The sequence below is a fragment of the Motiliproteus sp. MSK22-1 genome (assembly GCF_001968815.1).
Lineage (GTDB): Bacteria > Pseudomonadota > Gammaproteobacteria > Pseudomonadales > Balneatricaceae > Motiliproteus.
Genome location: NZ_MIEQ01000062.1, coordinates 1 through 24,860, shown reverse-complemented (window position 1 = coordinate 24,860; position 24,860 = coordinate 1). Strand labels below are relative to the sequence as shown.

The following is a 24,860-nucleotide window of genomic DNA, read 5'->3' as shown; positions in this document are numbered from 1 at the left end:
ACTGTTTACCGATCAACACGAAAGTCCCCGACTGCACAGAATGATCCATCATCTGTCTGCTCAGAAAAAAGAGGCCCCCCCATTATGATAATAGGGTCACAAAAGCCTTATCCTTTATACTCCTCCGGCATCGCTTCCCAGCCACTTTTGATTTCACCAAGTAAGCGAGCGACTTCATCAATCGCTTCTATATCGTTATCCCGATTGGCTTCCATTACTCGACGTATCATGTAGTCGTATAGACTTTCCAGGTTAGCAGCAACCTCTCCTCCCTTCTCTTGGTCTAAAGACCCAAGAAGACCATGAAGTATATCTGCAACTTTATTTAGCTGCTGACTACGCCCCTCTATATCTTTGCGCTCAATCAGCCCTTTCGCACGAGTCAACGCTACCTGAGCACCATCCAACAACATGCTGATTAACTGATGAGGAGAGGCACCTTCAACACCAGAGTTAACATTTACACTCTGGTACGCCTGTAGAGCTTTCTTGCTATAAGTCATCTAAAAATCCTAAACATCAACTGGACCTAGCGGTAAAAGGTAGTCGGTCGAGAATACCATCTAAGGAGTCGCTCGTCTGGCTAATACTGGTAATAATCCGTTCCATTGCAATAAACTGAGCCTCTAACATTGCTCGCCGGGTTTCCATTCGAACATCCAGTGCATCATTGTCCTTTTCAATATCCTTCAGTTCATCACTGATATTCTCTTCACGAGAATCAATCAATCCATTGCTCGATAAATATGTTTCCAGAATATTGTCCATCTCACTGGAAAATCCGCGTGCATACGTAATGGTTGCCGAACTAGCTCCAACGCCCACTTTGACGCTTAATCCAGCTAAAGCAGTGTCGCTAAGATCAGGCAATAAGATGTTTCCAGAACCAAAGGCGGATTTCCCATCAATAGTACCCGCTACATCAACACCTACAGTACCAGAACCAAGACTAATCCCTAGCTCAGCGGCATCCGTCCCCAGTGTGGTAAACTCGATCTTTGAAGCACTTCCGTAGGTTCTGGAAGTAAATTCAAAAGCATCGGTAGTCGCATTATAGGCCACATCAACCTCTGCTCCCACTCCCTGAAGGTTAGTGTCTCCATTTATCAATGATTGGAGCTTTGCCCGCAACTCCTCAGTATCCGAAAAGTTACCTGTCAGAGTGACAGTGTCGCTCTCTGTACCATCAACCTTTATTTTAAAACTGTAGTCACCAGATGAAGCATCAAAGTCTGGTGTAAAATCTTCAGTACCAGCATTAAAACCACTAATTGTTAGAGCGCTACCATCCAAAAAGCCTTTAGCTGGCTGGGTAGTAACATTGACCTCATAGCTACCAGGAGTCGTTGTTGATTTGAATCGGGCAATTTCAATTTGACTATCAGTTGTCGCTGTGCTCGGTGCAAACAAGTCAATAACTTTAGAAAAATTGTTATCAATCGCATCTCTAAGATCATCTTCGTCAATGCTTAGAGTACCATCAAGTTCAGTAGTAATACCGACGCTGACCAATGATACATACCCACCACTCAGACCAGTTAATGTTTGAGAAATTAATGACCTAACTTGGCTAACCATGGTTTTAGCGGTGGGGTCTGTCAGCAGGGAACCATCAGTCCCACCTTCTTCAGAATCTTCTCCCGCAGGCCGTATCAGAGCCTCCGTTTCTGTCAGAAAACTGTTGTAGGCAGTGACAAAGTCACGAATTGATTGTTCGCCAAGCGACTTGTCATCGGTAATAGAAATAGCGACCGTTTCACCAACATTGGTATTGTGAATAGTAAATTCAAGACCTGTAATCACATCATCGATATGATTGGATTCTCTATCCACAACAAGTCCATTGACCACTACTTGAGAATCAGCTCCACTTTGCTGTGATGCCAATTGTGAACCCGCTGTATTAAATGCGAAACGAGAAAGATCGGAAGCATCGTTATTGGTATCAGCTCCGCCTTCTTCATCAACGACTATTTCGAGCTCATTGCTTGCGCCTGAAGGTGCTGTTAGCAGCAACTGATAGGTTGACCCATTTTGAACGATACTGGCCTGAACACCAAAATCAGCTTCATTGATCGCATCCCGCAATCCTGTTAGCGTATTATTTGAGTCATCAATGGTAATAACTTGCGAACTCTTGGAAGCATCAGCGGAGAAAGCGGTAAACCCTGCATCCCAAGCACCCAGGGTAAAAGTTAATGTACCCTTACCTACTGCATCTGTAGGACTACTAAAAGAGGTTGATGCCAAAGAATGTGCTTTGGCTATCGCCCTCACTTCTACTTCAAAATCACCACTTAGCGCTTCCGCATCGATTGAAGCGGGAGTCAATACGTCAGTGGTAGGGAAGGAAACGCTTTTTCCGTTGAAGGTATCGGAATCACCTAGTGCCGACAGGCTATCCTGTAGAGAAGACATACTAGAGCGAATGGCTCCGTATCCAGATATTTGAGCATCCAGTGTCTCTTTTCGACTATTGAGCAGAGCCTCTTTAGGGGCTCTTTCGATGGTTACCAGATCATCAACCAGCTTTTTGGTATCAATACCTGACCCTGCGCCCAGTGTAGTTACAATATTATCGACCATGCGCACCACCCATTTTTTTAAACAACCAGCTCTCGAGCTATAACGTTTAAGCCTTATCGCTCAACAACAGCCCGAGCATTCCTTCTATATGCTGCTTTAATTTGAGAGTTTCTTCGTTAGGGATTTGACGAATGACTTCTTGTGTATCCGTATCCACAACCCGAACTACAACCTCATCAGAAGAATCATCAACACTAAACGCAAGAGACCGCTGCCCCTCTTTCATAAACTCATTCAGTTGACTAATAGTGGCTCTAAGCTCTTCAACAGTGGGCGCAGGCTGCTCCGTTCGACTAGCATCACTTACTTCCTGTGCAATTGCTGCCCCCTGAGCCTCTGAAGTAGCTACATGTCTACTCGCTGACTGAGAAGCCGTTTGACCCTGAGGGGGAACGGCAGATACATTTATATTCTCTGCCATAATTAATTCTCCCTAAAATGGAACTGCTCCGAATAGAATCAGAGCAGTTCGGTTAACGGTATTTTACCGCGGTTATTGCAGTAGTGACAGCACTTGCTGAGGCTGAGCGTTTGCCTGAGCCAGCATTGCTGTGCCTGCTTGCTGAAGCACCTGAGCTCGACTCAACTCAGCAGACTCCTGAGCGAAGTCAGCATCCTCAATCCGCGACCTTGCAGCAGCGGTGTTCTGAGAGATGGCACTTAGGTTATTGATAGTAAAATCCAGCCGGTTGTTAACCGCACCCAGCTCACTTCGTTCATTGTTAACGGTATCCAAAGCGTTGTCGATTATTCCAATCGCTTTCTGTGCTTTAGCCGCAGTATCTATACTGGCACTACTAAGAGCGGTACCAAAAGACCCTTCAGCTGTGGCATTAGCTTCCAACAAACCGATATCATCCAGAACAGCGCTATCACCCAGCTGGATACCAATTGGATTACCATTGTCACTGGTTAACTTCAGGCCCGCCTCAACTGTGAAGGTTGCTTCAGAAGTAGTGATGGCATTGCTTGCCAGAGCACCGCCTGCACTATTTGCCACAAACTCAACAAAGGCAGCACCTTCCAATCCAGCATCAGCAGTACTGAATACCGAGTTGGCTGTCGCTGCACCAAAGGTCATGGAACCTTGCTCGGAATCCAATATAACGTTATTACCCAATACCGATGCAGTCACACCGGTGGAATCGGTACTGTTATTGAAAACATCAACAAATTCACTCAGCGAAGTAACTCCGGTAAAGTCCAGCGTAATACCATTAAGTAACATTTCAGTCGCAGCTGTTGTGGCAAATGCTGTACCAATCGACATACCGCTCATGTCTACTCGAACAGTCGCGAAGGCATTTGCAGTAACCCCTGTTTCATCCGTAGAAGCATTAATTGCATCCACTTTACCTTGCAAAGAATCTGTATCGGTATTACTAATCACAGTGCCGTTGATGATAACATCGCCTACACCCCAAGCAGTCGCCGCACCAGTGGCACTCAAACCAGCACCTTCGATTACACCACCAGCCTCACTTTCCTTAAAGCCCAAGTTCTGCAGATCAAGCAGAGTACCAGTTCCTCCTCGCTCAATAGTGATAGGATCATCATTGTCCGCAGTCAAGACTAATTGAGGACCTGCTGAAGCTGCCGTAGTAATACCCAAAGTCGTGGAACTTGTCATACCGGACTCAACTAGCGAAACACTGGCACCACTATCAGAACTCAGCACTAAACGCCCATTGTCGTTAATGGTGGCACTAACAGCACCGTTGCTGGCGTCTCCTATTGCTGCCACCACTTCATCCATGCTGGCTGTATTGGTATTACGAATTTGGAAGGTAGTGGTAGCACCGTTAAGCTCAGTCAGGACAACATTAAACCCTTCACCGGCATCGCCATCAATGATACCAGTACCCACCGCAGTGCCTTCCAGCTGACTAATCGTGGAAGCCGTAACGCCACTAACGTTAGTATTAATAGATTCTACCAAGTCATTCAGGCTATTTGCTTCACCGCTGCCACCAGTATCAAAGGTGCCAATCGATTGGCCATTAATCAAAACATCGCCGTCTTTTATATCAGCACCAACTGATGCTGCAAAGGAAGTAGCAGTTATATTACTTGCTGCACCTAGCAAATCTACACTGGTTGATCCCATCCCAAGCGTCTTAGCGTCCATAGCCTGAATGCCAAAACCAATTGTTTCATTAGCCTGAGCACCTACCTGCAAGTCTACATTCTTGAGATCACCATTAAGGATGTTCTGGCCGTTAAACGTAGTCGTCTCGGCAATTCGGTCCAATTCCTCAATCAATTGGCCAAACTCGGCATTCAACGTCGCACGGTTTTCATCATTGAAGATGCCGTTAGCTGACTGAATAGACAGTTCACGCATACGCTGTAAGATGTTGGTGGATTCTTGAAGCGCACCTTCAGCTGTTTGAATCAGAGAGATACCATCGTTAGCATTTCGTACAGCTTGATCGAGACCTCTAACCTGAGAGGTCATTCGGTTAGCGATCGCCAGACCGGCAGCATCATCACCTGCACTGTTTATGCGCTTACCAGAAGTAAGACGCTCCATAGCTTGGTCTTGCTGACCACCTGAAATCGTTAGGTTACGCTGCGCGTTTAACGACTGAATATTGGAGTTGATTACTAGAGCCATAATTGCTTCTCCTAATGCAGACTATCTGCCTAATTCTTTTCTTTCGAAGGCGCTTTCTTTTGAAGGAAAAGGGCCCCGCAACTTCTAAATCTTGATTAGGTTATCGGCGGTTCAAACAATCGCTTTAATTTTTTTTCCTGAGATCTGTTACGCCTAAACCTGGAAGACTGAATCCTTGGTAAACTGGCTATCGGCAACATAATCTTTGTCTTTAAGAGAAGATTACTTAAAAAGTCCTCTTTACTTAAAAACACTGATCTGAGTCAATTTTTACCACTATGAGAATCTGCTACAGCAACAGATCACTGTATCTATTAAAGATAAATTCTGTGGCAAACGGCCTAAACAGATGCTGGCTTTCCGCTGGGGAATGGATGCAAGCGTCCGCTATCATTCAAGCGAGCTTTTATTGTGACAACCCTGTATCCTGATCTTCTTGACAATCCTAGATGAATCAGGAGTTACACCGACTCAAGAATCAGTCACTAAGGAACAACCGCTATGGAGACCTATCAACAGATATTAAGTATCTGTCTTGAAACAACTAAACAGTTGTTACAGTTCGCCGAAGAAAGCCAGTGGGATCAACTTGAAGCAGGTCTTAAAAAGCGGGACAAATCTCTTCAACAATTACTGGCTCTCAATATTGTTATGGAAGATTCTCTCAAAGTCCGGCAGGCTATCGAAGAGATTAAGAAGATAGATAGAAGAGTCATGGCGTTGGCCAAAGAGAACCGAGAGAAGATATTTGCCAACCTAAAGCAGAGAAAACAAGGACAGAAGATGAAGGCTGCTTATGGCAGAACAATCAAACGCTACTAATTTTATTTAAGTATACGTAAACATACAGAGCACTTCCCTGTGCAACAGTGTTATAGGAAATTAAATAAAGACAGACTGTTAACCCTAGCAAAAGTCGCTTGGGACGCTTGTAAAGCCATTTCCTGTAAACTGAATTCAGCTATAGCTTCAGCATAATCCAGATCTTGTAATTGAGACAACGCAGATTCAGTAAATAGTTTAAAGTCAGCGTTTACTTCTCGAGCAGTATCCAAGCTGTTTGTCCTAGCTCCGAGCTGAGTCCGAACCTGCAGATTCCCCTCTTTAGCTATATCCAACTCTTCCAGAGTTTTAGCCAGAGCAGTACTTAAAGCAGCCCGAGTCGCGCTATCAACCAACGGAGTCTCAAGAACACTGATAAGCTCTTCTGCCGTTTGTAATAAACTATGATGACCTTCATTCGCACGAATTGTTACATTCCCCTGCCCACTAAGTACCGTATTAACCTGTGCACCAAGCGTAATTTCTGACCCGCCGGCAGTGGTGTCACCAGGGTTAGGTAAAGCAAGCGCCACTGCTGCTGCATCCACTGTCAGGTCAATGCCCATTTGAGGAACAGAAAGATCGCCCGCCCCCAGCGCTGCAAATCCACCAATGACTGATGTTGCCGTTCCATCCTGGATGTCATACTCCAGCACACCAGCATTATTTCGAAAAATCACATCCACATTACCATTCGCAGCCGCAAAGTCACTGTAAGCTGTCGTCATCGGGTCCGCCGGTACTGCACCAGTTATCAGATTCCCTGGGTCATTACTGATACTAACAGCCACAGCCATATCATCCGTCAAGAGATTATTCGCCGGATCGACTCCATCAGTAAAAGGAGTCAGGGTAAAACTCAATACATCTGTAGCTCCATCATTAATTGTAATCTGCGTAGGCTGAATAATGGGCCCCACAGGAGAGATCGAAACTGGCCCAGGCAACGCCACTCCCTGCGAATCAGTAATCACATAATCATATTCTGCAACTCCTGCATTTGATGACAACGTAACAGCGACATTAAGATCACTACCATAGGTTTCAACAAATGAGAGATAAGCCGTTGAATCCAGTATCTGCTCATTCGAGAGTACACGAGGGTCAGGCCTGGTGCCTGGTTGTTTTTCCAGTTCAATAGACGAACCACTAAGCGCACTGATATCAAAAGCAAGACCACCAAAAGTAACGGTATCTACTGTAGCATCAGTCGTATCGAACAAAATATCCTGCTGAAGAACAGGAGGCTCTCCTGCTGTAACTGGCGCACCACTACTATCAAATATACTGTAGTGATACTCCCCTACATTAGATCCAGGAATCTTACGAACAACAACTTCCACATCTCCAGCTATCTCAGAAAAAGCAGAGTAAGCAGCCCCAACGGTATCAGCCCCTTGATCGGTAAAGACTGGAGTTGTTATTAAATTAGTATCTCTTCCGAGCAACTGCACCTGAATATCATCGGGTATGACAACAAAAGCATCTCGTCCGGAATCGCTGCTAGCTATCTGCAATTCAGACCCTACTTGAATAAAACGCTGTCCGTCATCACCCTGATAGCTGAAAGAGCCATTCCCATTTTGCACAAAAGGTTGTGTGTGACCCAAGCCACCGGAAAACAAATACTCACCTTGAGCATCCTTCGTATTCATAAGAGAAAGCATCGTTCCTTGTAACTGCCTTAATTCCGATGCAATAATTTTCCGGTCAGCATCCGTTAGCGTCACACTACCGGCCCGAATGGTCAGCTCTTTCATTCGATCTGCAGCCGTATCTATGCTGTCCAGAGTCAGCTCTTCTTGGCTTAAGCGCCGCTCAGAAACACCTATATTTTCAGTAAAGGTATCAGTACGAGCAATCTCTCTCTGCAACTTCAAAATCTGGGCGGCCGCTATCGGATCATCAGAAGGTCGCAGCAGCTCCTTACCGCTAGCGATACGCTCTTGCGTCATTGCTAAGTTAGTCTGGCCCTTTTGCATCTGCGCAACGGCATTGTTAAAGATCTGCTGGGTAGAAACTCTCATAATTAACCTCCTGTCGCTGACAGTATGGTATCGAACAAGGTACGGCTGGTACTGATTAGCTGAGCAGCAGCCTGGTACGCTTGTTGGAATTTAACGATATTAGCGGCCTCTTCATCCATATTAACCCCAGCAATACTGTCGCGCACTGACTGGGCGTTTTTCAGCACAGTTGCGTTAGCCTGGGCATTGAGCTGTGCCACACTAGTTTCAGTACCTACCCGCTCTACCAGGACACCATAATTATCCTGATAAGAAGCCCCATCAACCAGTTGCGCATCTTGAAGAGCCGATTGCTTAAAAGCATTACTGTTGTCACTAATGCCATCGGTATTGTAAACAAAAGAAAACCGGTCCCCGGCATCTGGTTGCTTTTCGATGGTGACGGAAAAACCATTCAACTGAATCGCCTGACCGCTGGTATATTCCAAGCCAGTCAAGGGTGTTGACGGAGTGGTGCTGGTGAGCATATAAGGCTGCGGATTGTTTGGATCAGTAACATCCAGTACATCAAATGTTGTTGGGGTCCCAGCATTAAACACGATTTCCAGTGGTGGAGTTAACTGTCCAGGTACTGAGGAAAACGAAAGATTGTCCGGCTCGGTAATGTCAATTGATGAGATATTCGCCACACCACTATTATCCACGGCTCCGGTTCCCCGAACCGGGGAGGCAAACGCCAATTGACGGCCACTGGTCAGATTTAATTCAATATCATCCGCACCATTTCGTACAGGTATAACCAGAAACTTATCGCCCTTAATAAATCCGTCAGTGGTTTCTAAATTAATCGTCACGCCATCCAGTGTCAGGCGTAAACTCCCTCCTGCTGGATCTGCAAAATACGTCATGTCTGCCTGACTGGAGGGATCAGAGTTATCCAGGGTGAAGTCAGAAAGCTTAAATTGTTGACCATCACTTTTTCTAACGATCGTAAACTCATCAGACTGAGTGAAAGTAATCTCATAATCACTAGCCTTGAGCTGAGTAGCGTCAACGACACGAACTAACGGGGTACTGGCCATTGTCGAACTGTTTTGTGTAGAACCTCTGATTACGCCAGATAAACTCAGATCATTGAAAAAATTAATACCCTGCTGACTATCCAGGTCCATTCCTTGAAGGTGCTGTTCATTCATGCTATCTGAGAATACGATGGCCAATCTACCTAGCTCGTTCCAAGCAGGCACCAGTGTCTCTTCCCGATACGTTAGCAAACCACCAACTTCACCATCCTTTATTTGATCCCCAACTTCAAGCAGTTGAGCCCCCACCTGCACCATTACTCTTAGGTCGTCAGGATCAGGATCACCATTAAGTACCGTCATGGAACTTGCGTTGCTGCCGATCACTAAAGGCTGGCCATTTCCAACAAAAACATCGATATCGCCATCTTCACCGTTAGTCTGAACGGATACCCCCATGATTTCAGATAACTGACGGACCAGTTCCTCCCGCTGATCCTTAAGTTCATTTGCTGGCTCACCACGAACAACAGCAAAAGATACTTTTTCATTCAGGTCTGCGATCTGGCTAGCAATTTGAGCGGTCTGGTTAACGAGAGACTTAACGTTAGTCGTAATATCATCGTTATGCCCACGAATAAAATTATCTAATCTGTTAAATCGACGAACCAGTGCGTCAGACTCAGCCAAAACAACCTCACGGGCGGGAATCGATGCAGGATCGTCAACGCCTGTCTGCAAGGCACCAAAGAACAAATCCATTGCCGATGATATGCCAGTATCACTATTGGCCAACTCATCATCCAGTTGATTAGCAAAAAAAACAAAAGCTTCAGAACCGGCAGATGCAGCTGTGTCAGTCCACAGCTGCTGAGTGGCAAAACTATCTGCCATCCGGCTGATAGACTGTATTTCTACACCAAGAGCTGGTGCAGTACGACTATCAAATTCAACAATTTGTCGGCTATAACCTGGCGAGTTAACATTGGCAATATTCTGGCCAGTAACATCCAATGCCAGCTGGTTCGCATTTAACGCCTGAACACCAATATTAATTAAGCTCATTCTAGCCTCCCGTCACTTTAAGCCAAAACCAGAGCAATCGATCAGTGAAGAGAAGGATAGCTATCGCTTGTATATGGCGAACCTTCAACTGTAAACAAGATTGTTGGGTGCTCTGTTTGTATCGGCAAATTTCTAAATTTCTTTAATGCCCACAAGGGCCGTTTTCAATACATCTCCGGTTAAGATACCGGCAATTTTTTGTGCATATTGAGGATCGGTGGCATAACCTGCCAGCTGTAGTTGTTCTAGATAAGCTGGGCCATCAGACACTTTTTCCAATGCTGGCTGATAGCGTGGATTTCCACTCACAAAACTGACGTAATCCTGCAAACTCTCTTGGTAAGATCCGTATGCACGAAATGCAGCTTTTTCTCTAGCCGCAACGCCGTTTTTAAATTCAAGCGTATTGACGACGCTTGACTCACCATCCCATCGACTATCAGCCTTAATTCCAAATAAATTGAAACTGCTGCTTCCATCAGCATTAGTTGGCATATGCTTCCCCCAACCCGTTTCCAAAGCAGCCTGTGCAATGAGAACACTGGGATCAATTCCCATTTCGCCAGCAACCGACTGAGCCAATGGGAAAAGGCTTTGAACAAACTGCTCAGGTGAATCAAAACGCTCCGGTAAATCAAGATTCTGATTAAACAGTTGTGCATCACCAGCTATATCTTGATTTCCCGCAACAACCGGTTCATTTCCAACACCTACTGTCCCTTTTACAGCACCAACACGCTGCGCCAACCTAGCCTCAACAGACTTCACAACATCGACAAAATCTCCAGGCTTTAGCTCCGGTAACGCCGGTGCTGCTACTCCATCTTTTGTTTCAGATTCCGCGGTGCTGTCTGTATTCTCTTGCTTAGCAATTGCCTGAATCGCAGCACGGGCACTTTGCTCTAATATCTGATCAAACTGTCGTCGCTGCAATTCAGCGCTATTGGAAGAGCCTTCCTTTTTGGACAACGCATCTGTCGTCGCCACACTATCCAGCGAAGACTTAGGACTAAGCTGTCGAATCATCACCTCACTTAAGCCAAACCCCTTGCCTTCAGATAGAGTTAAACTGAGTTGTTGATCCAGCATATCCTGATAAAACTTGGTTTGATTGCTGTTGAAATAGCTATCTTTAGCAAAGGTTTCATTGGCCTTTCGCATGTTTTTCATCAGCATATTTAAAAATAATGATTCAAACTGCTTAGCAACAGCTTCTAAGGTTTCTGGATCTTTATCGTTTCGCTTGGCATCCAGCTTTAACGAGTTAAGTCCCTGAAAATCTGTGTAGGACCTGAATGAAAGATCTTTATCTACCATCTTAAAGCCCTCCATCCACTACTCTGATAATCCACTAAAAAACACATACCAATAAACAACAGATCTGCGCGATTAAATAACAACAAGTTCTGCTTTAAGAGCGCCCGCCTGTTTAAGCGCTTCCAGAATCGCCATCAAATCCCCAGGGGCCACCCCAACGTTATTAACGGCTTCAACTATATCGTTAAGAGAGGCACCGGGAGCAAAAGCAAACATGTGCCCGCTATCAGCATCAACTTCAATTCCTGAGCGCGGTGCTACCACAGTAGTGCCACCAGACAAGGCGCCCGGTTGACTTGCAGCTACATCCTCAAGAATAGACACTGTCAAACCGCCATGGGTAATTGCTACCGGAGATACACGTACATTCTGACCGATAATAATTGTTCCAGTACGAGAGTTAATAATGACCTTGGCAGTTTCTTCTGCGGGTATCACTTCCAGATTTTCAAGCACCGACATATAAGTTACTCGCTGCCCCGCATCCCTTGGTGCACGGATACGAATAGACGTAGCATCTACGGAGGTAGCAATATCAGGTCCTAACAGAGCATTAATACGCTCAGCTACACGACGCGAAGTAGTAAAATCGGGCTGATTTAAGTTCATCACGAGGTGGTCGCCAGTTGCAAAAGGAGAAGGCACCGCACGCTCCACTGTCGCACCACTTGGAATACGACCAACACTAGGAACATTTATGGTTATTTTTGAGCCGTCAGCTCCCTGTACCCCAAGACCACCGACAACCAAATTACCCTGTGCAATCGCATAAACCTGCCCATCTGCTCCTTTCAAAGGAGCCAGGATAAGACTCCCTCCCCTTAGACTCGAAGCATCCCCTATAGATGAAATAGTGATATCAAGTTTTTGTCCTGGCTTGGCAAAGGGTGGAAGTTCAGCATGAATCGATACTGCAGCAATATTTTTGGACTGTGGATTAACACCGGTAGGCAATGTCACACCAAACTGGCCCAGCATGTTCTTGAAGGTCTGAGAGGTAAATCCACCTTTGTCGCCTGTGCCACTTAAACCAACCACCAGACCGTAACCAACCAATTGGTTAACACGCACACCAGCAACGGAAGATATGTCTTTCAGCCGTTCAGCAGAGGCAGTAAAACTCAAAGTTAACAGTAGAGCCACTAACATCAACTTTGCTTGAAGCTTAAGAACAGAGGTCACTAACTGTATCCTATAAATAGACATAACGCGTCTCCATTACAGTGGCCAAAGAGGGCTAAAGAAGAACTTGGATAGCCAACCCATGACATTTGCATCATGGAACTCACCAGTCCCGCTGTAAGTAATTCGTGCGTCAGCCAGCTTGGTGGATTCGACCGTATTACTGGCTGAAATATCTCGTGGTCTGACTAAACCGCTAATACGGATATATTCCTCACCGCTGGTCAACGTCATCCATTTCTCCCCCCTTACCTGCATAATGCCGTTGGGTAACACATTAGCTACCGTAACAGTAATGTTTCCGCTCAAGCTATTCTTCTGAGTAGCTTCGCTTTCACCGGTGAAATCACGAGTTCCTCCATCTAAAGAGCCAGACAAAGGCTTACCAAATATCTCTAGATCCTCACCCAATAAGGTAGGTTGTGCGATAGTGATTGAACTTTCTTTTTTCAGTTCATTATCAGCCGACTTGGATGCAGAAGTATTTTCAGTCAAAACGATTGTTAGAATATCACCCACTCGACGGGCCTTATCATCTTCATAATAAGAAATAGCGTTTCCAGCCTGATAGATAGCTCCATTGTTAACTCTGGGAGCCACCATTGCAGCAGGAGGGACTGGCGAATAATAAGGACTATCTGGTTTCGGCGGATTATTTACACAACCCACTAACCATCCACATGCGATAAGTAGCAAAACTTGTTTTATGCTGTTCATCACTCTGTACCTATTAGCCCTTATTACTTTTCAAACTTTATATGCTATTCATTCACTGCGGCTAACGCTTAAAGCTGCTGCGTTACGAAGGACAACATTTGGTCAGCTGTTGAGATCACTTTTGAATTCATTTCGAAAGCTCGCTGAACGGTTATCATATCAACCAGCTCTTCTACAGAATTTACATTAGAGGTTTCCAACGCACCTTGAATAGTGCCGCCAATCCCTTCATCTCTAGGTGCTCCGACTACCGGAGCACCACTTGCTGGAGTCTCAATAAAAACATTCCCTCCTAAAGCTTGCAGCCCTGCTGGGTTTATAAAATTGGCCATGGAAATAGTACCTGCTGACAGTAAAGTAGTACTTCCTGGCTGACCGTAAGTAACCTCTCCCTGCCTCGATATAGTCAAATTCAAAGCATCAGATGGAATTGGAGTCACCCCCTGTAGCTCATAACCTTCAGAAGTAACCATTTGGCCGATACTGTTCAGTTGAAAGTTTCCGTTTCTCGTATAACCGGAACTACCATCAGGCAAAGTCACCTGGAAAAAACCTTTACCTTCGATAGCTACGTCTAGTTCCTGTTCGGTAACCTTGAAGCCACCTTGGGTATGCAATTTTTGAGTACCGACTATTTTGACTCCATTCCCGAGCTGAAACCCAGAAGGTAATTCAGTACTATCGGAGGATTGAGCTCCTGGTTGTCGCTGAACCTGATATAAGAGATCTTCAAATACAGCGCGATCACGCTTGAAGCCATCTGTATTAACGTTTGCCAGGTTATTCGATACTACCTGCAAAGCTGTTTCCTGTGCACTTAATCCCGTTTTTGCAATAAATAGAGCGCTGTTCACAAAGTAACTCCCAATTCACCTGCTACGCGGTAATACAGTCGATAATTCCGCTCGCCTTATTAATATAGGTATGCGTTTAGCTAACCCTAACCAAGATTTTGCAATATACGTGCCGACGCTTCGGAATTTTCCTGGGCGTTCTGCATCATCTTGATATTCATCTCAAAGCGACGGGCTAAATCCAGCATCGATGTCAATTCATTAACTGCATTAACATTGCTTGTTTCCAAATAGCCAGATTCCAGCTGTACTTCAGGATCCAAGGGAGCCTCCTCACCAGCTTTTGTACGCATTAATCCATCAGCGCCTTTTACAAGCCCTTGAGGATCAGGGTTAACCAATTTTATTCGGCCAGCCACTGCCAGCTCGCCTTCTAGAGTCAAAACACTGATCGTTCCGTCCTGACCTATGTCGATATTTGCCGCCGGCGGCAACTCGATGGGTCCACCATCACCAAGAAGCGGCAAGCCACTGCCAGTCAACAACTGCCCTGTTGCGGAAATCTGCAGTTCTCCAGCTCGCGTATATGCTTCCGTACCATCGGGGCTTTGAACGGCTAACCAGCCTTGCCCCTGCACAGCAACATCCAAATCCCGCCCCGTATGATTAAGCGCTCCAGCAGTCTGATCAGTTGCCGGACGCTCCGTCATGGCATAGACACGGCTCTCATGGCCGGGGCCTAGGACTTGCATAGCACGGGCCTGAGCCAGATCAGCTTTGAAGCCCGTTGTCCTGGCATTAGCCAGGTTATTGGCATGAGACGCCTGAGCCAACATTGTTTCTTTGGCTCCTGTCATCGACAAATAAAGAAGATTGTCCATGGTTACTCCCTGCAAAGGGCACCGATTGGTGCCAAAACTGGAATTCAAAGTCACTAGTTGATAGATCTTCAGAATCCCACTCAATACAAGAGCAAATGCAAAGGTAATGCCAGTTTTTAGCGGACACGGAAAAGCACGCACCGAATCTAATTCGAGGCGTGCTTTTAAGGTATCGCTATCTGACTAGTAGATAACCTGTATAGGTTTAGCTGATTTGCAGAATAGTCTGAGTTACTGCATTTTCCGTCTGTAGAGTCTTCGAGTTTGCCTGGAAGTTTCGCTGAGCTTCAATCAAAGCAACCAGCTCTTCTGACAAATCAACGTTAGACTGCTCTAAAGCAGAAGAACGAAGAGCCCCATTCAAGCCTGTACCCGGAGGGTTAAGAATAGCCTGACCAGAGTCCAAAGTAGCCGCCCATTCGGTATCACCAACAGATTGCAAACCCGACATGTTCTCAAAAGTCGCCAATGCAACAATACCCAAACTACTGTTTTGACCATTACTGAAACTGGCTACCATAGTACCGTTAGCGGCAAAGGTCACCCCGATAAGGTCACCTTTGGCAAAACCATCCTGAGTTGATTGCTTAACAATGGACTCTGAAGCGAACTGGGTAGTACCTGTGATATCCATTTCAACCAAGTTAGAGGGATCCGCAGGATCTGCTCCCGTCAAAATTATCTTTGGAGCCGTTCCGGCACCGCTAACAACGGTATTATTTACCGAAGTAAGGGTTCCATCGACTGTACTGAATCTCAATAATATAGGACCGGGCTCTGTTGCAATAGGTGTAGTAGTACTACCGGTTGCTCCAGCTGGTACTTGCTTGCCGATATCCAACAACTCCGTTCCATTTAAATAGCCGTAAACTTGGTAAACTCCCTGGTACGTGTCATCACCATTCTCCACGATAGTCGCAGTTGTCGCAGCAGCGAATGCCCCTGTACCATTTTCATCAATGACCAACTCCGCGACATTACCCTCTTCGGGCTTGTAAGTAATCAGGACTCTCGGCGGTGTAGAAAGCAGGTCAGCTGTTAAGCTATCAATTGTTGGATTCGCTTCGATAATAGCGGTTTGATTTGCTACGATTCTCGTTACAACATCGGTAGAAGTATCCGGCGGCACGGTTGCGTTACTAACATCAATAGCAACACCGCCAAAAAATATCTGCGCGGCACCCGTTGGAGTGGCCACCTCAACAGCTTGTACTTCATTGGCAATGAGATCTGGATTAGAAAAATTGGTAGCCACCGTTCCTGTAGAACCAACATCAGAAACAACAATTTCTTCAACATCAGCAGCAGATGCTTTATAGGTAATTAATATGTTATCCGCATTAGTAGGATCTGCAGTAATCGACGCGATGCGTGGATCGCGTTGCATAATATTGGCCGCCTCCGCAATAACCTTGCCTGCAATAACGGCAGGAGTATCACCGTTGGCTAGTGCAACAACCACCCCACCAACTTCAATGTTTCCTGCCGCAGTGGTAGTGGAAAGTGACAATGTCTGTCGTTCACGAAACGGGGGTTGTTCTATAAAGTCAAATTTTATTGTGTTTTCATTACCCAGGCTATCAAATGAACGTGTTGTAGTACTAAAGGTAAAAGTTCCTGAATCATCAGTATCATAAGGCCTTAATAAGGCTGTTGCATCAGACCGCGAATCAATATTGACCGATAGAGAGATATTTTCTGTAGCCTTGGGATCGTTCTCCTTTTCGGATACTACCAAATCTCCCAGAGGCTGCATATTTCCGGCAGCATCTAGACCAAATCCCTGCAAAAATTTACCATTTTTAGAAACCACTTTGCCATCTTTATCAAGCTCAAAGCCACCAGCCCTAGTATAAGTAGTCCCTCCCTGACCATCATCAAGCTGGAAGAAACCGCTACCGTCAATCGCCAAATCAAGATTGTTGTTAGTAAATTCGATAGTACCAGCGGTAAAGTCTTGCGCGATATCTGAAACGATTACACCCGCACCTGGGTTATTACTACTACCGGCACCAACAACAACCGTGGTAAAAATGTCGGCAAACTCAGTACGCCCCGACTTAAATCCAACCGTACTGGCGTTAGCGATATTGTTACCGGTAACGTCCAATTCAATGGTCGATGCCTTTAGGCCCGTGATTGCAGTATTAAATGCCATGGTTACACCTCATTGACCTATCTGCTTAATTTCGTCCAGTGACACAGAGCCACCATCAACATTAACTTTCATACCCACGCCATTCTGGCCCAGGGTTACACTATTCACATTCATTCCGACAAAAACAGGTACTGAAGTAGGCTCACCATCGATGGTAGCAGTCGCTTCAATCCGATAACCTCCAAGCTTCATTCCTTCCTCAAGCTGCCAATCGAAATTAGCATCACCTTTGGCTTGAGCACCTAAGGAAAACTGCCCGACAAGACTACCCACATCGTCAAAAACAGATACCTGAACATCGGAGGCGCTAGTTTCTAATTCGACAACACCATCAATAATTCCAGATGTACTATCAGCTCGAGCTTGATCAGACTCGACATACACTTTCTGACCAACCATTGAAGAAGCTTGCAAAGCTGTTTGACTTGAAAGCAGCGAGCTAGTCAGACTCTCCATGGAGGTATTAAGATTGGTAATCCCCTCAACCATTGTCATGTCAGAAATCTGATTCATAAACTCACTGGTTTCAGCAGGGCTCGTAGGATCCTGATTGCGCAAATTTGCAATCATCAACTCCATAAACATATCGCTCTGCGAATCAGTTTTCTTGGTCTCTTCGGTCTTATTCAGATCCGTGTAGACATTGCCCTGATTATTGACACCATTTACGTCGGCCATCTGTCACCTCCCCTGAATCCAGTCACCGGCCAACAAGCCGCTCCATCCAGGTTTCTGCGTTTCATCTTCAATGTTATTCGTGCCACACTTTCAGCTTTTCTATTAAACCCTTTTGCCCACCAGCTCTTTTCTCTTAAAGCTTATACGCCTTTTATAATGACCGCTCTTCTCTTGTCACTAGATAGCTTCCAGTGAAGAATTAGCTCTGCCCTAACGTCAATACCCGCTGCATCATTTCTTTTGCTGTATTCATAATATCTGCATTAACCTGAAATGAGCGTGATGCTGAGATCATGTTGGTCATTTCTTCAACCACATTAACGTTGGGATAAAAAACGTACCCATTCTCATCAGCCATTGGATGATTTGGCTCATACTGCTGTCGCAAAGGAGCTTCACTTTCAACAATATCTACAACTTGAACACCTTGCCCGGCGGCCATTGATGAGGACAGTGCCGCACCAAAAGGGTCATCCTGTTGCGCTTGAATCAGCTGAAACACTGGCTGACGAGCACGATAAGTATCATCAGCACTGCTGCTGACACTTTCAGCATTGGCCATATTGCTGGCGACCGTATTCAGCCTAATTGACTGAGAACTCATGCCTGAACCGGCGATATTGAATATATTAGACAAAGACATAACAATTACTCGCCTTTAATCGCCTTAAGAAGGCCGGTGAATTTTCTGTTTAACAGGGTGAAACTCGTCTGGAAATCCAGAGCATTTCGAGCGTACTCTGCCTGCTCAGTCTGGACATCCACTGTATTCCCATCGATAGATGGCTGCAGTGGGTTTCGATACATCAGATCGGCGGCATATTCAGGGTTAATGATCCCACCATGATGGTTAGCGCTGGTTTTCTCCATGGGAAGAACCGAACTGCCACTACGCTGCCCCGCCAGGATCGCCTTGAAATCCAAATCCCTCGCCTGATAATTTGGTGTATCCGCATTAATAATATTATTGGCAAGCACTTCCGCCCTTTCCGCACGCACTAGTAACGCTTGTTGATGTATACCCAATGCATTGTCGAAGGATATTGCCATTGTTATTTCCAGTTCTGCTTATCCAAAAAGTCTTGTTAACGCTTCATTTGCATGATTCTTCACCATTTACATACAACCAAGCAACAATGGTGCCAAACAGGAAACCAGCCTATTAACAGGCTTTTTTAAACAGATTCAATATAACAGACAACAAAAAGCGGCAAGAGATTACCGCTCATATCTACCTAGCGGCAACAAGAAGAGCTGTGATGGCAGCTGTAAACTGGAGATAACAAACATCGACCACAAAACAGCCAATTACTGAAAACAAACATCAACAACAAAAAAGGACCGAGAACGGCCCTTTTTTCTTTTACATGTATTCTTTGCACAGTTAGTTATAAGGACGTGCACCTTGAACTACAAAATTACTTGGCCCGGTAGATGATCCCAGGGCTACAGTGGACCATTTCATAAAGATCAGTCAAATGCCCAAGAGATTCTGAAGCCCCCAGCAATAGATAACCACCAGGTTTAAGAGAAGAATGGATCTTTCGAAGAATTTCTTGCTTTAAGTCTGATGAGAAATAAATAAGGACATTGCGGCAAAAAACCACATCGAACTTACCAAGCATCGTAAAGCTACCCAATAAATTCAACGGCCGAAACTCAACCCTTGATTGAATATCCGGTTTGACTTTCCAACCGGAATCTTTCTGTTTTAAGAAATGTCGCTCTAGTCGGTCTTTTGACAGCCCGCGCCCCAAAGCCAACGTATCGTACTCTCCCTTACGGGCTTGATTTAGCACACTTGATGAAATGTCAGTGGCAATTATGCGTTCTCCGCCACGCAATTGACCGGGCTTTGAGCGCTTGAACTCATCAATAATCATACTGATGGAATAAGGCTCCTGCCCTGATGAACAGGCTGCAGACCATATCCTAAGCTGCTGGCTACCCAGTTTTTCTGCAACTTCCGGTAACAACTTATTCTGTAGAATATTATACGGATGGATATCACGAAACCATAAAGTTTCATTTGTTGTCATCGCATCGACTACAGTTTCACTAAGTCGGTTACCTCCCGGTCGCCCCATACGCTGAACAAGTTCATCCAAGGTCTCACATCGGTGCTCATGCATGATTCCAGACAAGCGACTACTCACTAAATATTCTTTGTTGTCACCTAATAGAATACCGCAGGCATTTTCCAAAAAATCACGAAACAGTTTGAATCCCGTTGCCGAAATAGTTACTCGCGACCTAGTGTTAGTACTGGTGCTGATTGTCATTTAAACTTCCTAAGAGTACGTCAGGCGCATGGACATTAAGCCTAATAAACTAACTTTTATGGGACCTAATCCGTGCCATAACACGAGATGCCAATTCATCAGGCTGAAATTTAGCAAGAAATTCATCTGCCCCTACTTTTTCTACCATAGCCTGATTGAAAACCCCACTAAGAGAAGTGTGTAACATAATATAAGCATCCGACATTCGATCATCCGCTCGAATTGATGCCGTTAAGGTGTAACCATCCATCTCTGGCATTTCAATATCGGAAATAATCAGCAAAAATTTATCTGCAATACGTACGCCTTCATCGGCTAATCCTTGAAAGTACTCTAGTGCCTCCTGACCATTTTTCTTCGATGTAACCTCTACATCCAACTCTTTTAAACAGCGTTCCAACTGTTTACGGGCCACTATCGAATCATCAACAATGAAAATATGGTGGGCTTCACTTTGTGAATCTCTGACTTCATCCACCAGCTTCTGATCAACAGCCTCATTGCTTGGTGCTACTTCAGCCAAAATCTTCTCAACATCAAGAATTTCAACCAGCTCACCATTCAGATCAGTAACTGCAGTCAGATAATTGTCCTTTCCCGCACCTCTAGGTGGCGGATGAATCTCTTCCCAGTTTGTATTGATAATGCGCTCTACTTTATGAACAAGATAGCCCAAAACCTGATTGTTATATTCAGTAACAATGACAAAAGCAGTATCAAGATCACTAATAGGCTGGTGTCCCATGGCAGCACTCAGATCAAGCACCGGGATTGCTTGCCCACGAATGTGCGCAACACCTTTTACACTGGCCTTAAGCTTTGGCATGGCCGTGAGCTTAGGGCACTGAATCACTTCACGGACTTTAAAGACATTAACTCCATAAATCTGTTTACCTTCAAGGCGAAACAGTAGAAGCTCCAGCCGGTTTTTACCGACCAATTGGGTTCTCTGGTTAACACTATCGAGGACACTAGCCATGCCCGGCTCCCATATGTTCACTTGCGTTATGCAGGTATAAGAATTTAAATACCCTAAGAAAGCAGTAAGACCCACCAGCCTATAAGGCTAACAATTCCAGTAATAAAGGTTAGTCTATCATGACCAGATACAACCGTCACAAAGGCACAGAGAATAGGGTATTTCTGTGATTAAGGGTAGTTTAAAGCAAACCAAAATTCTTCTTTTTATGGCCTTTTTTCTGACAACAAGTCAATCATTGGCAGAAGTTGAATCACTAAAGCAACAGGCTACAAGGTTCATCGAACAACAGATTGCCGAAGAAATCCAGGAAGGCGATGAAGTTAAGATCCAGTTCAGCACGTTCAATTCTCGAAGTAAATTCCCTACTTGTGCCGAACCCCCACTGCTCAGAACACCACGCCTACTGAAACCCGGCAGATTTTCTATTAAAGCCAGCTGCCAGAATCCAAAACGCTGGAGCTTACATCTTAGTGGCTCGATAAATATATATCGGAAAATTGCAGTGGGTAAGCAAGCACTCCCTAAAGGCAGCATACTGGGTAAGTCCAATACTTACTTACTGACAACGGAAATATCCAACCTTCGATCAGGGTACTATACTTCTGTCGAACAAATATCAGGATATCAACTAAAAAGGGCTATTCAGCAGGATCAGGTTATCACTCCAAGACTACTTAGCCCTCCTCTGCTGATTAGAAAAAATGATGAAGTTATAATTAACGCAGGGCAAGGCTCTTCAGTGATTGTTCGCGTGGCAGGAATAGCGTTGCAAGACGGCCGGCAGGACCAACAAATCAACGTCAGAAACAAAACTTCTGGGAAAGTAATTCGCGCCAGAGTTATCGGTAAAGGACAAGTTCGTGTTGGCCGCTAGTAGTAAACAAGTCCCTTCTCCCTTGAATATTAAAGACAAATGGATCAGCCGACGCTCCCATTCTGACAACACAGGCATTTTCTTTCAGATTCCTATATACTTGGCTGTAATTGCTAAAGTCGGATAAATTTTCTAAAGTTCTTTGCGGATTGGCCGAGAACCTACTTAGAGAAAATGCGCAGTACTGAAAGCACAGCGGCATTAGTAGGATATTTATTGAGGAAATCGTGATGGCGATCGATCTGACAGGCTTGTCATCGACACCTTCGACTAGCACACGAAGTAAACTGGAAGGGTCCGGTCAATCACACTCGGGCAAAAACCAGCAGGAAGTGTCTGATAAAGCGGCTCAACCTGGAACGGTAACGTTCAGTAACGAAGCCCAATCATTACAGAAGCTCGAAGAGCAGGTCGGCCAGCTTCCTGATGTTAACAGTGAACGAGTTGAGAGCATTAGAAAAGCGATCGAGGATGGCAGTTACGGCGTGGATGCAGAACGCTTGGCCACTAAGATACTGGATCTAGAAGGCCGGATTTACGGCTAAGATACTATTTATATTTAATGCTATCTGTATTAGTACGAGAACCCTAATATTTATAAGAGCATCGCTCCAACTATATGAGCACCACTTCAAAGCAGTTTTTTCAGCTAGTTAATGAGGGCTGCAAGCAATTGTCAGCCCTTTGTAACCTCTGTGAGCATGAAAAAGAAGCAATAGAATCCCATTCTGTTGAACAGCTTCAGTCCACAATCAAAAAAAAACAGACTCTACTTCTAAAGATTGCTGAAAATATAGACGCCCGAAATCAGCTTCTCAATGCACAGGGTCATACCGCTGATGAAGATGGTTTTAACTCATTTCTCGAAACACTTCCAAAAGACCAGGCTAAAGCTATTAGCAACGCATGGAACAAACTGGCTGAGCTACTAAAGAACTGTGCTTCATTAAATGAGAGAAATGAGAAAATAGTCATGCGTAGCCGCAAAAGCATGGACCGCCTGCTTAACATCCTGCAAGGCCACACAACAAAAACCACTCTATACAATCAGACCGGCGCTAAAGGGAATTACAGCGCACAAAATACCCTAGGCAAAGCCTGATATTTCTTCCAGAAAAACAACAAACTAAGTATCGACTTCGCTGTGCTATAACGGTAAAATTCCGCCCCACAGCCTCCCCGTAGTTCAACCGGATAGAATAGGGCCCTCCTAAGGCTTAGATAGGGGTTCGAGTCCTCTCGGGGAGGCCATTTCTCACTTTCCCCCGCCTTCTCAGCCTCTAATTTGAAGAAGGTTCTGACACGCTTTATCCCAACTGCTGCACCTTTCAAGATATAGACGATCGACCACACAAGGATCAATATAGAAACTCAATTTCCAAACTGTTATGTCAACCGGCATGGCAGCGCGTACTTGCGGGGCACGTTTATACTTAATATCTAGATATGCTCTAAGCCTGATAATCGCTGGTTATTGAGCAAGCATACCAATATAAGGCTAAAAATAGGAAATATTCCTATATAAACGGAGGCCATAAAAAACGGATACTTAGCTCGCGAGGTTATCAGAGGGAACTGATGGCTGACAGGGACGACAGCTTGGTAGCATGGAAACGCGACGCGCAAACCACCTCGTCTAAGGGCTCATATCAGGACGGTATGAACCCTAACTCCCTCAAGCTTTCCATTAGATCCCAATTGCTGAATAATCTTGACGATTTCAGACACAGTATGATAATAGATATTTTCCATACAAATCAAAAGATTAAATAAAAATCTTTACAATTGAGTTTAACTGATAAGATTTACACCTTCCAAATAACAACCGAATAATTAGGATATAAGGAATTTTAATGTTTAACGAAGGATTGTCTGATCTGCCAGTAACGATAAAACGAGCCTATTTACTACTGTGGTCTTCTGCAATAATTTCACTCGTATACGTAGCAGTAGATGTATTTAAAATACTTTCTAATGGTCATCTATCTGAGGGGCTATTAACAAATATTCTCACTTTTTGCTTTATTGTTCTTTGTGCTGAAAAAGCAAAACGGAGGCGTATTTGGGTCCGTGGTTTACTTTTGGTTATATTCATATTTAGTTGTTTTTTATACTTCTTGGATTGATGATCAGCCTTCTTTCTGGAAGTGACCTTTCCACTATTCCATCAATTCTAGAGCTGATACCTGCCTTGATAATAACTTGTATGGAAATATCAGCACTATATCTACTCTATCGGCCATCATCTGATTTATGGTTTCAAAGTAGCCATGTAACACAAGAGCCATAGAGTTAGACAAGGAATAAGCAAAGCTGGAATACATGGGAAACCCACACTCCCCACAGCGCTGATCCGTTTCACTGCTGGTTTTCTGAGATTGGGCGCGGATGGGTTCAGGGAATCTTAAATCGCAGCCATAAAAAAAGCCCCGTCCGTCAGGACGAGGCTTTCTCTGTTAGGCGCTTGGCGATGACCTACTCTCACATGGGGAAACCCCACACTACCATCGGCGCTGATCCGTTTCACTGCTGAGTTCGGGATGGGTTCAGGTGGTTCCAAATCGCTATGGTCGCCAAGCAAAAAAAGCGTGAATCTGTGATCTATGTTGCTTTAAGTTCGTTCTCTGTCGCTCGATCTATCAATATCCGGTCGTTACAACTTGTGTCTACGTCTGTGCCGATCATCAACACCGCTTTGGTGTTATATGGTCAAGCCTCACGAGCAATTAGTACTGGTTAGCTCAACGCCTCACAACGCTTACACACCCAGCCTATCAACGTCCTGGTCTTGAACGGCTCTTTAGTGGACTCAAGGTCCAAGTGAGATCTCATCTTGAAGGGGGCTTCCCGCTTAGATGCTTTCAGCGGTTATCCCGTCCGAACGTAGCTACCGGGCAATGCCAATGGCATTGCCCG

At 45.0% G+C, this 24,860-nt stretch carries 21 protein-coding genes, 1 tRNA gene and 2 rRNA genes; 5 read left to right on the top strand and 19 right to left on the bottom strand.

The annotated features are described in order from the left end of the window. Positions 1 to 107: 107 nt before the first annotated feature. The 4 genes from fliS to BGP75_RS18915 form a co-directional block, all read right to left on the bottom strand. Positions 108 to 503: a flagellar export chaperone FliS gene (gene fliS, locus BGP75_RS18930; RefSeq protein WP_076720444.1), complete on the bottom strand. Its 396-nt coding sequence runs from the start codon at positions 501 to 503 to the stop codon at positions 108 to 110. 16 nt (positions 504 to 519) lie between these two features. Beyond that, positions 520 to 2,586, bottom strand: a complete 2,067-nt coding sequence (gene fliD / locus BGP75_RS18925; RefSeq protein ID WP_076720443.1) for a flagellar filament capping protein FliD — start codon at positions 2,584 to 2,586, stop codon at positions 520 to 522. 46 nt (positions 2,587 to 2,632) lie between these two features. Beyond that, positions 2,633 to 3,007 carry a flagellar protein FlaG gene (locus BGP75_RS18920; protein ID WP_076720442.1) on the bottom strand — a complete coding sequence of 125 codons (375 nt, stop codon included), beginning with the start codon at positions 3,005 to 3,007 and terminating at the stop codon, positions 2,633 to 2,635. Between the two features lie 72 nt (positions 3,008 to 3,079). Then, the gene (locus BGP75_RS18915) at positions 3,080 to 5,203 is read right to left on the bottom strand and encodes a flagellin (protein WP_076720441.1); all 2,124 of its coding nucleotides are present in this window, start codon (positions 5,201 to 5,203) and stop codon (positions 3,080 to 3,082) included. Between the two features lie 501 nt (positions 5,204 to 5,704). On the opposite strand from BGP75_RS18915, the gene BGP75_RS18910 reads away from it, so the two are divergent. Beyond that, entirely contained in the window at positions 5,705 to 6,025 is a 321-nt protein-coding gene (locus tag BGP75_RS18910) for a flagellar protein FliT (protein ID WP_076720440.1), read from the top strand. 50 nt (positions 6,026 to 6,075) lie between these two features. Here the strand turns inward: BGP75_RS18910 and flgL are convergent, their stop codons facing one another. The 13 genes from flgL to BGP75_RS18845 form a co-directional block, all read right to left on the bottom strand. Continuing rightward, on the bottom strand, positions 6,076 to 8,052 hold the full coding sequence (gene flgL, locus BGP75_RS18905) for a flagellar hook-associated protein FlgL (protein ID WP_076720439.1): 1,977 nt from the start codon (positions 8,050 to 8,052) through the stop codon (positions 6,076 to 6,078). Between the two features lie 2 nt (positions 8,053 to 8,054). After that, a complete protein-coding gene (flgK, locus tag BGP75_RS18900) occupies positions 8,055 to 10,079 on the bottom strand; it encodes a flagellar hook-associated protein FlgK (protein ID WP_076720438.1) in 2,025 nt (674 codons plus the stop codon). A gap of 132 nt (positions 10,080 to 10,211) precedes the next feature. Then, positions 10,212 to 11,396, bottom strand: a complete 1,185-nt coding sequence (locus tag BGP75_RS18895; RefSeq protein WP_076720532.1) for a glucosaminidase domain-containing protein — start codon at positions 11,394 to 11,396, stop codon at positions 10,212 to 10,214. Positions 11,397 to 11,468: 72 nt separating this feature from the next. After that, entirely contained in the window at positions 11,469 to 12,545 is a 1,077-nt protein-coding gene (locus BGP75_RS18890; protein WP_233152979.1) for a flagellar basal body P-ring protein FlgI, read from the bottom strand. Positions 12,546 to 12,614: 69 nt separating this feature from the next. Next, positions 12,615 to 13,295, bottom strand: coding sequence for a flagellar basal body L-ring protein FlgH (gene flgH, locus BGP75_RS18885; protein WP_076720436.1), 681 nt, complete (start codon positions 13,293 to 13,295; stop codon positions 12,615 to 12,617). Positions 13,296 to 13,363: 68 nt separating this feature from the next. Next, a complete protein-coding gene (flgG, locus tag BGP75_RS18880) occupies positions 13,364 to 14,149 on the bottom strand; it encodes a flagellar basal-body rod protein FlgG (protein WP_076720435.1) in 786 nt (261 codons plus the stop codon). An 86-nt stretch (positions 14,150 to 14,235) separates the two neighbouring features. Further along, positions 14,236 to 14,970, bottom strand: coding sequence for a flagellar basal-body rod protein FlgF (gene flgF / locus BGP75_RS18875; protein ID WP_076720434.1), 735 nt, complete (start codon positions 14,968 to 14,970; stop codon positions 14,236 to 14,238). 205 nt (positions 14,971 to 15,175) lie between these two features. After that, positions 15,176 to 17,128, bottom strand: coding sequence for a flagellar hook protein FlgE (locus tag BGP75_RS18870; protein ID WP_076720433.1), 1,953 nt, complete (start codon positions 17,126 to 17,128; stop codon positions 15,176 to 15,178). 9 nt (positions 17,129 to 17,137) lie between these two features. After that, entirely contained in the window at positions 17,138 to 17,806 is a 669-nt protein-coding gene (locus BGP75_RS18865; protein WP_076720432.1) for a flagellar hook capping FlgD N-terminal domain-containing protein, read from the bottom strand. A gap of 199 nt (positions 17,807 to 18,005) precedes the next feature. Next, a complete protein-coding gene (gene flgC / locus BGP75_RS18860) occupies positions 18,006 to 18,449 on the bottom strand; it encodes a flagellar basal body rod protein FlgC (RefSeq protein WP_076720431.1) in 444 nt (147 codons plus the stop codon). 5 nt (positions 18,450 to 18,454) lie between these two features. Beyond that, a complete protein-coding gene (gene flgB / locus BGP75_RS18855) occupies positions 18,455 to 18,856 on the bottom strand; it encodes a flagellar basal body rod protein FlgB (protein WP_076720430.1) in 402 nt (133 codons plus the stop codon). Positions 18,857 to 19,224: 368 nt separating this feature from the next. Next, complete coding sequence (locus BGP75_RS18850) at positions 19,225 to 20,088, bottom strand: protein-glutamate O-methyltransferase CheR (RefSeq protein WP_076720429.1); 864 nt, start codon at positions 20,086 to 20,088, stop codon at positions 19,225 to 19,227. 49 nt (positions 20,089 to 20,137) lie between these two features. Continuing rightward, positions 20,138 to 21,067, bottom strand: coding sequence for a chemotaxis protein CheV (locus BGP75_RS18845; protein ID WP_076720428.1), 930 nt, complete (start codon positions 21,065 to 21,067; stop codon positions 20,138 to 20,140). A 166-nt stretch (positions 21,068 to 21,233) separates the two neighbouring features. Here BGP75_RS18845 and flgA point away from each other — a divergent pair, with 166 nt between their 5' ends. The 4 genes from flgA to BGP75_RS18825 all read left to right on the top strand — a co-directional run bounded on the left by flgA (position 21,234) and on the right by BGP75_RS18825 (position 23,195). Next, the gene (gene flgA / locus BGP75_RS18840; protein ID WP_076720427.1) at positions 21,234 to 21,944 is read left to right on the top strand and encodes a flagellar basal body P-ring formation chaperone FlgA; all 711 of its coding nucleotides are present in this window, start codon (positions 21,234 to 21,236) and stop codon (positions 21,942 to 21,944) included. A 230-nt stretch (positions 21,945 to 22,174) separates the two neighbouring features. After that, positions 22,175 to 22,489 (top strand): flagellar biosynthesis anti-sigma factor FlgM, encoded by a 315-nt coding sequence (flgM, locus tag BGP75_RS18835; protein WP_076720426.1) that lies wholly within the window; start codon positions 22,175 to 22,177, stop codon positions 22,487 to 22,489. 74 nt (positions 22,490 to 22,563) lie between these two features. After that, a complete protein-coding gene (locus BGP75_RS18830) occupies positions 22,564 to 23,046 on the top strand; it encodes a flagella synthesis protein FlgN (protein ID WP_076720425.1) in 483 nt (160 codons plus the stop codon). Between the two features lie 73 nt (positions 23,047 to 23,119). Beyond that, positions 23,120 to 23,195, top strand: a tRNA-Arg gene (locus BGP75_RS18825). A gap of 1,211 nt (positions 23,196 to 24,406) precedes the next feature. Here BGP75_RS18825 and rrf read toward each other — a convergent pair. Together rrf and BGP75_RS27260 are read right to left on the bottom strand one after the other, a co-directional pair. Continuing rightward, positions 24,407 to 24,522: ribosomal RNA gene (gene rrf, locus BGP75_RS18815) — 5S ribosomal RNA — on the bottom strand. Between the two features lie 127 nt (positions 24,523 to 24,649). After that, positions 24,650 to 24,860 (bottom strand): 23S ribosomal RNA (locus BGP75_RS27260); the annotation flags it as partial.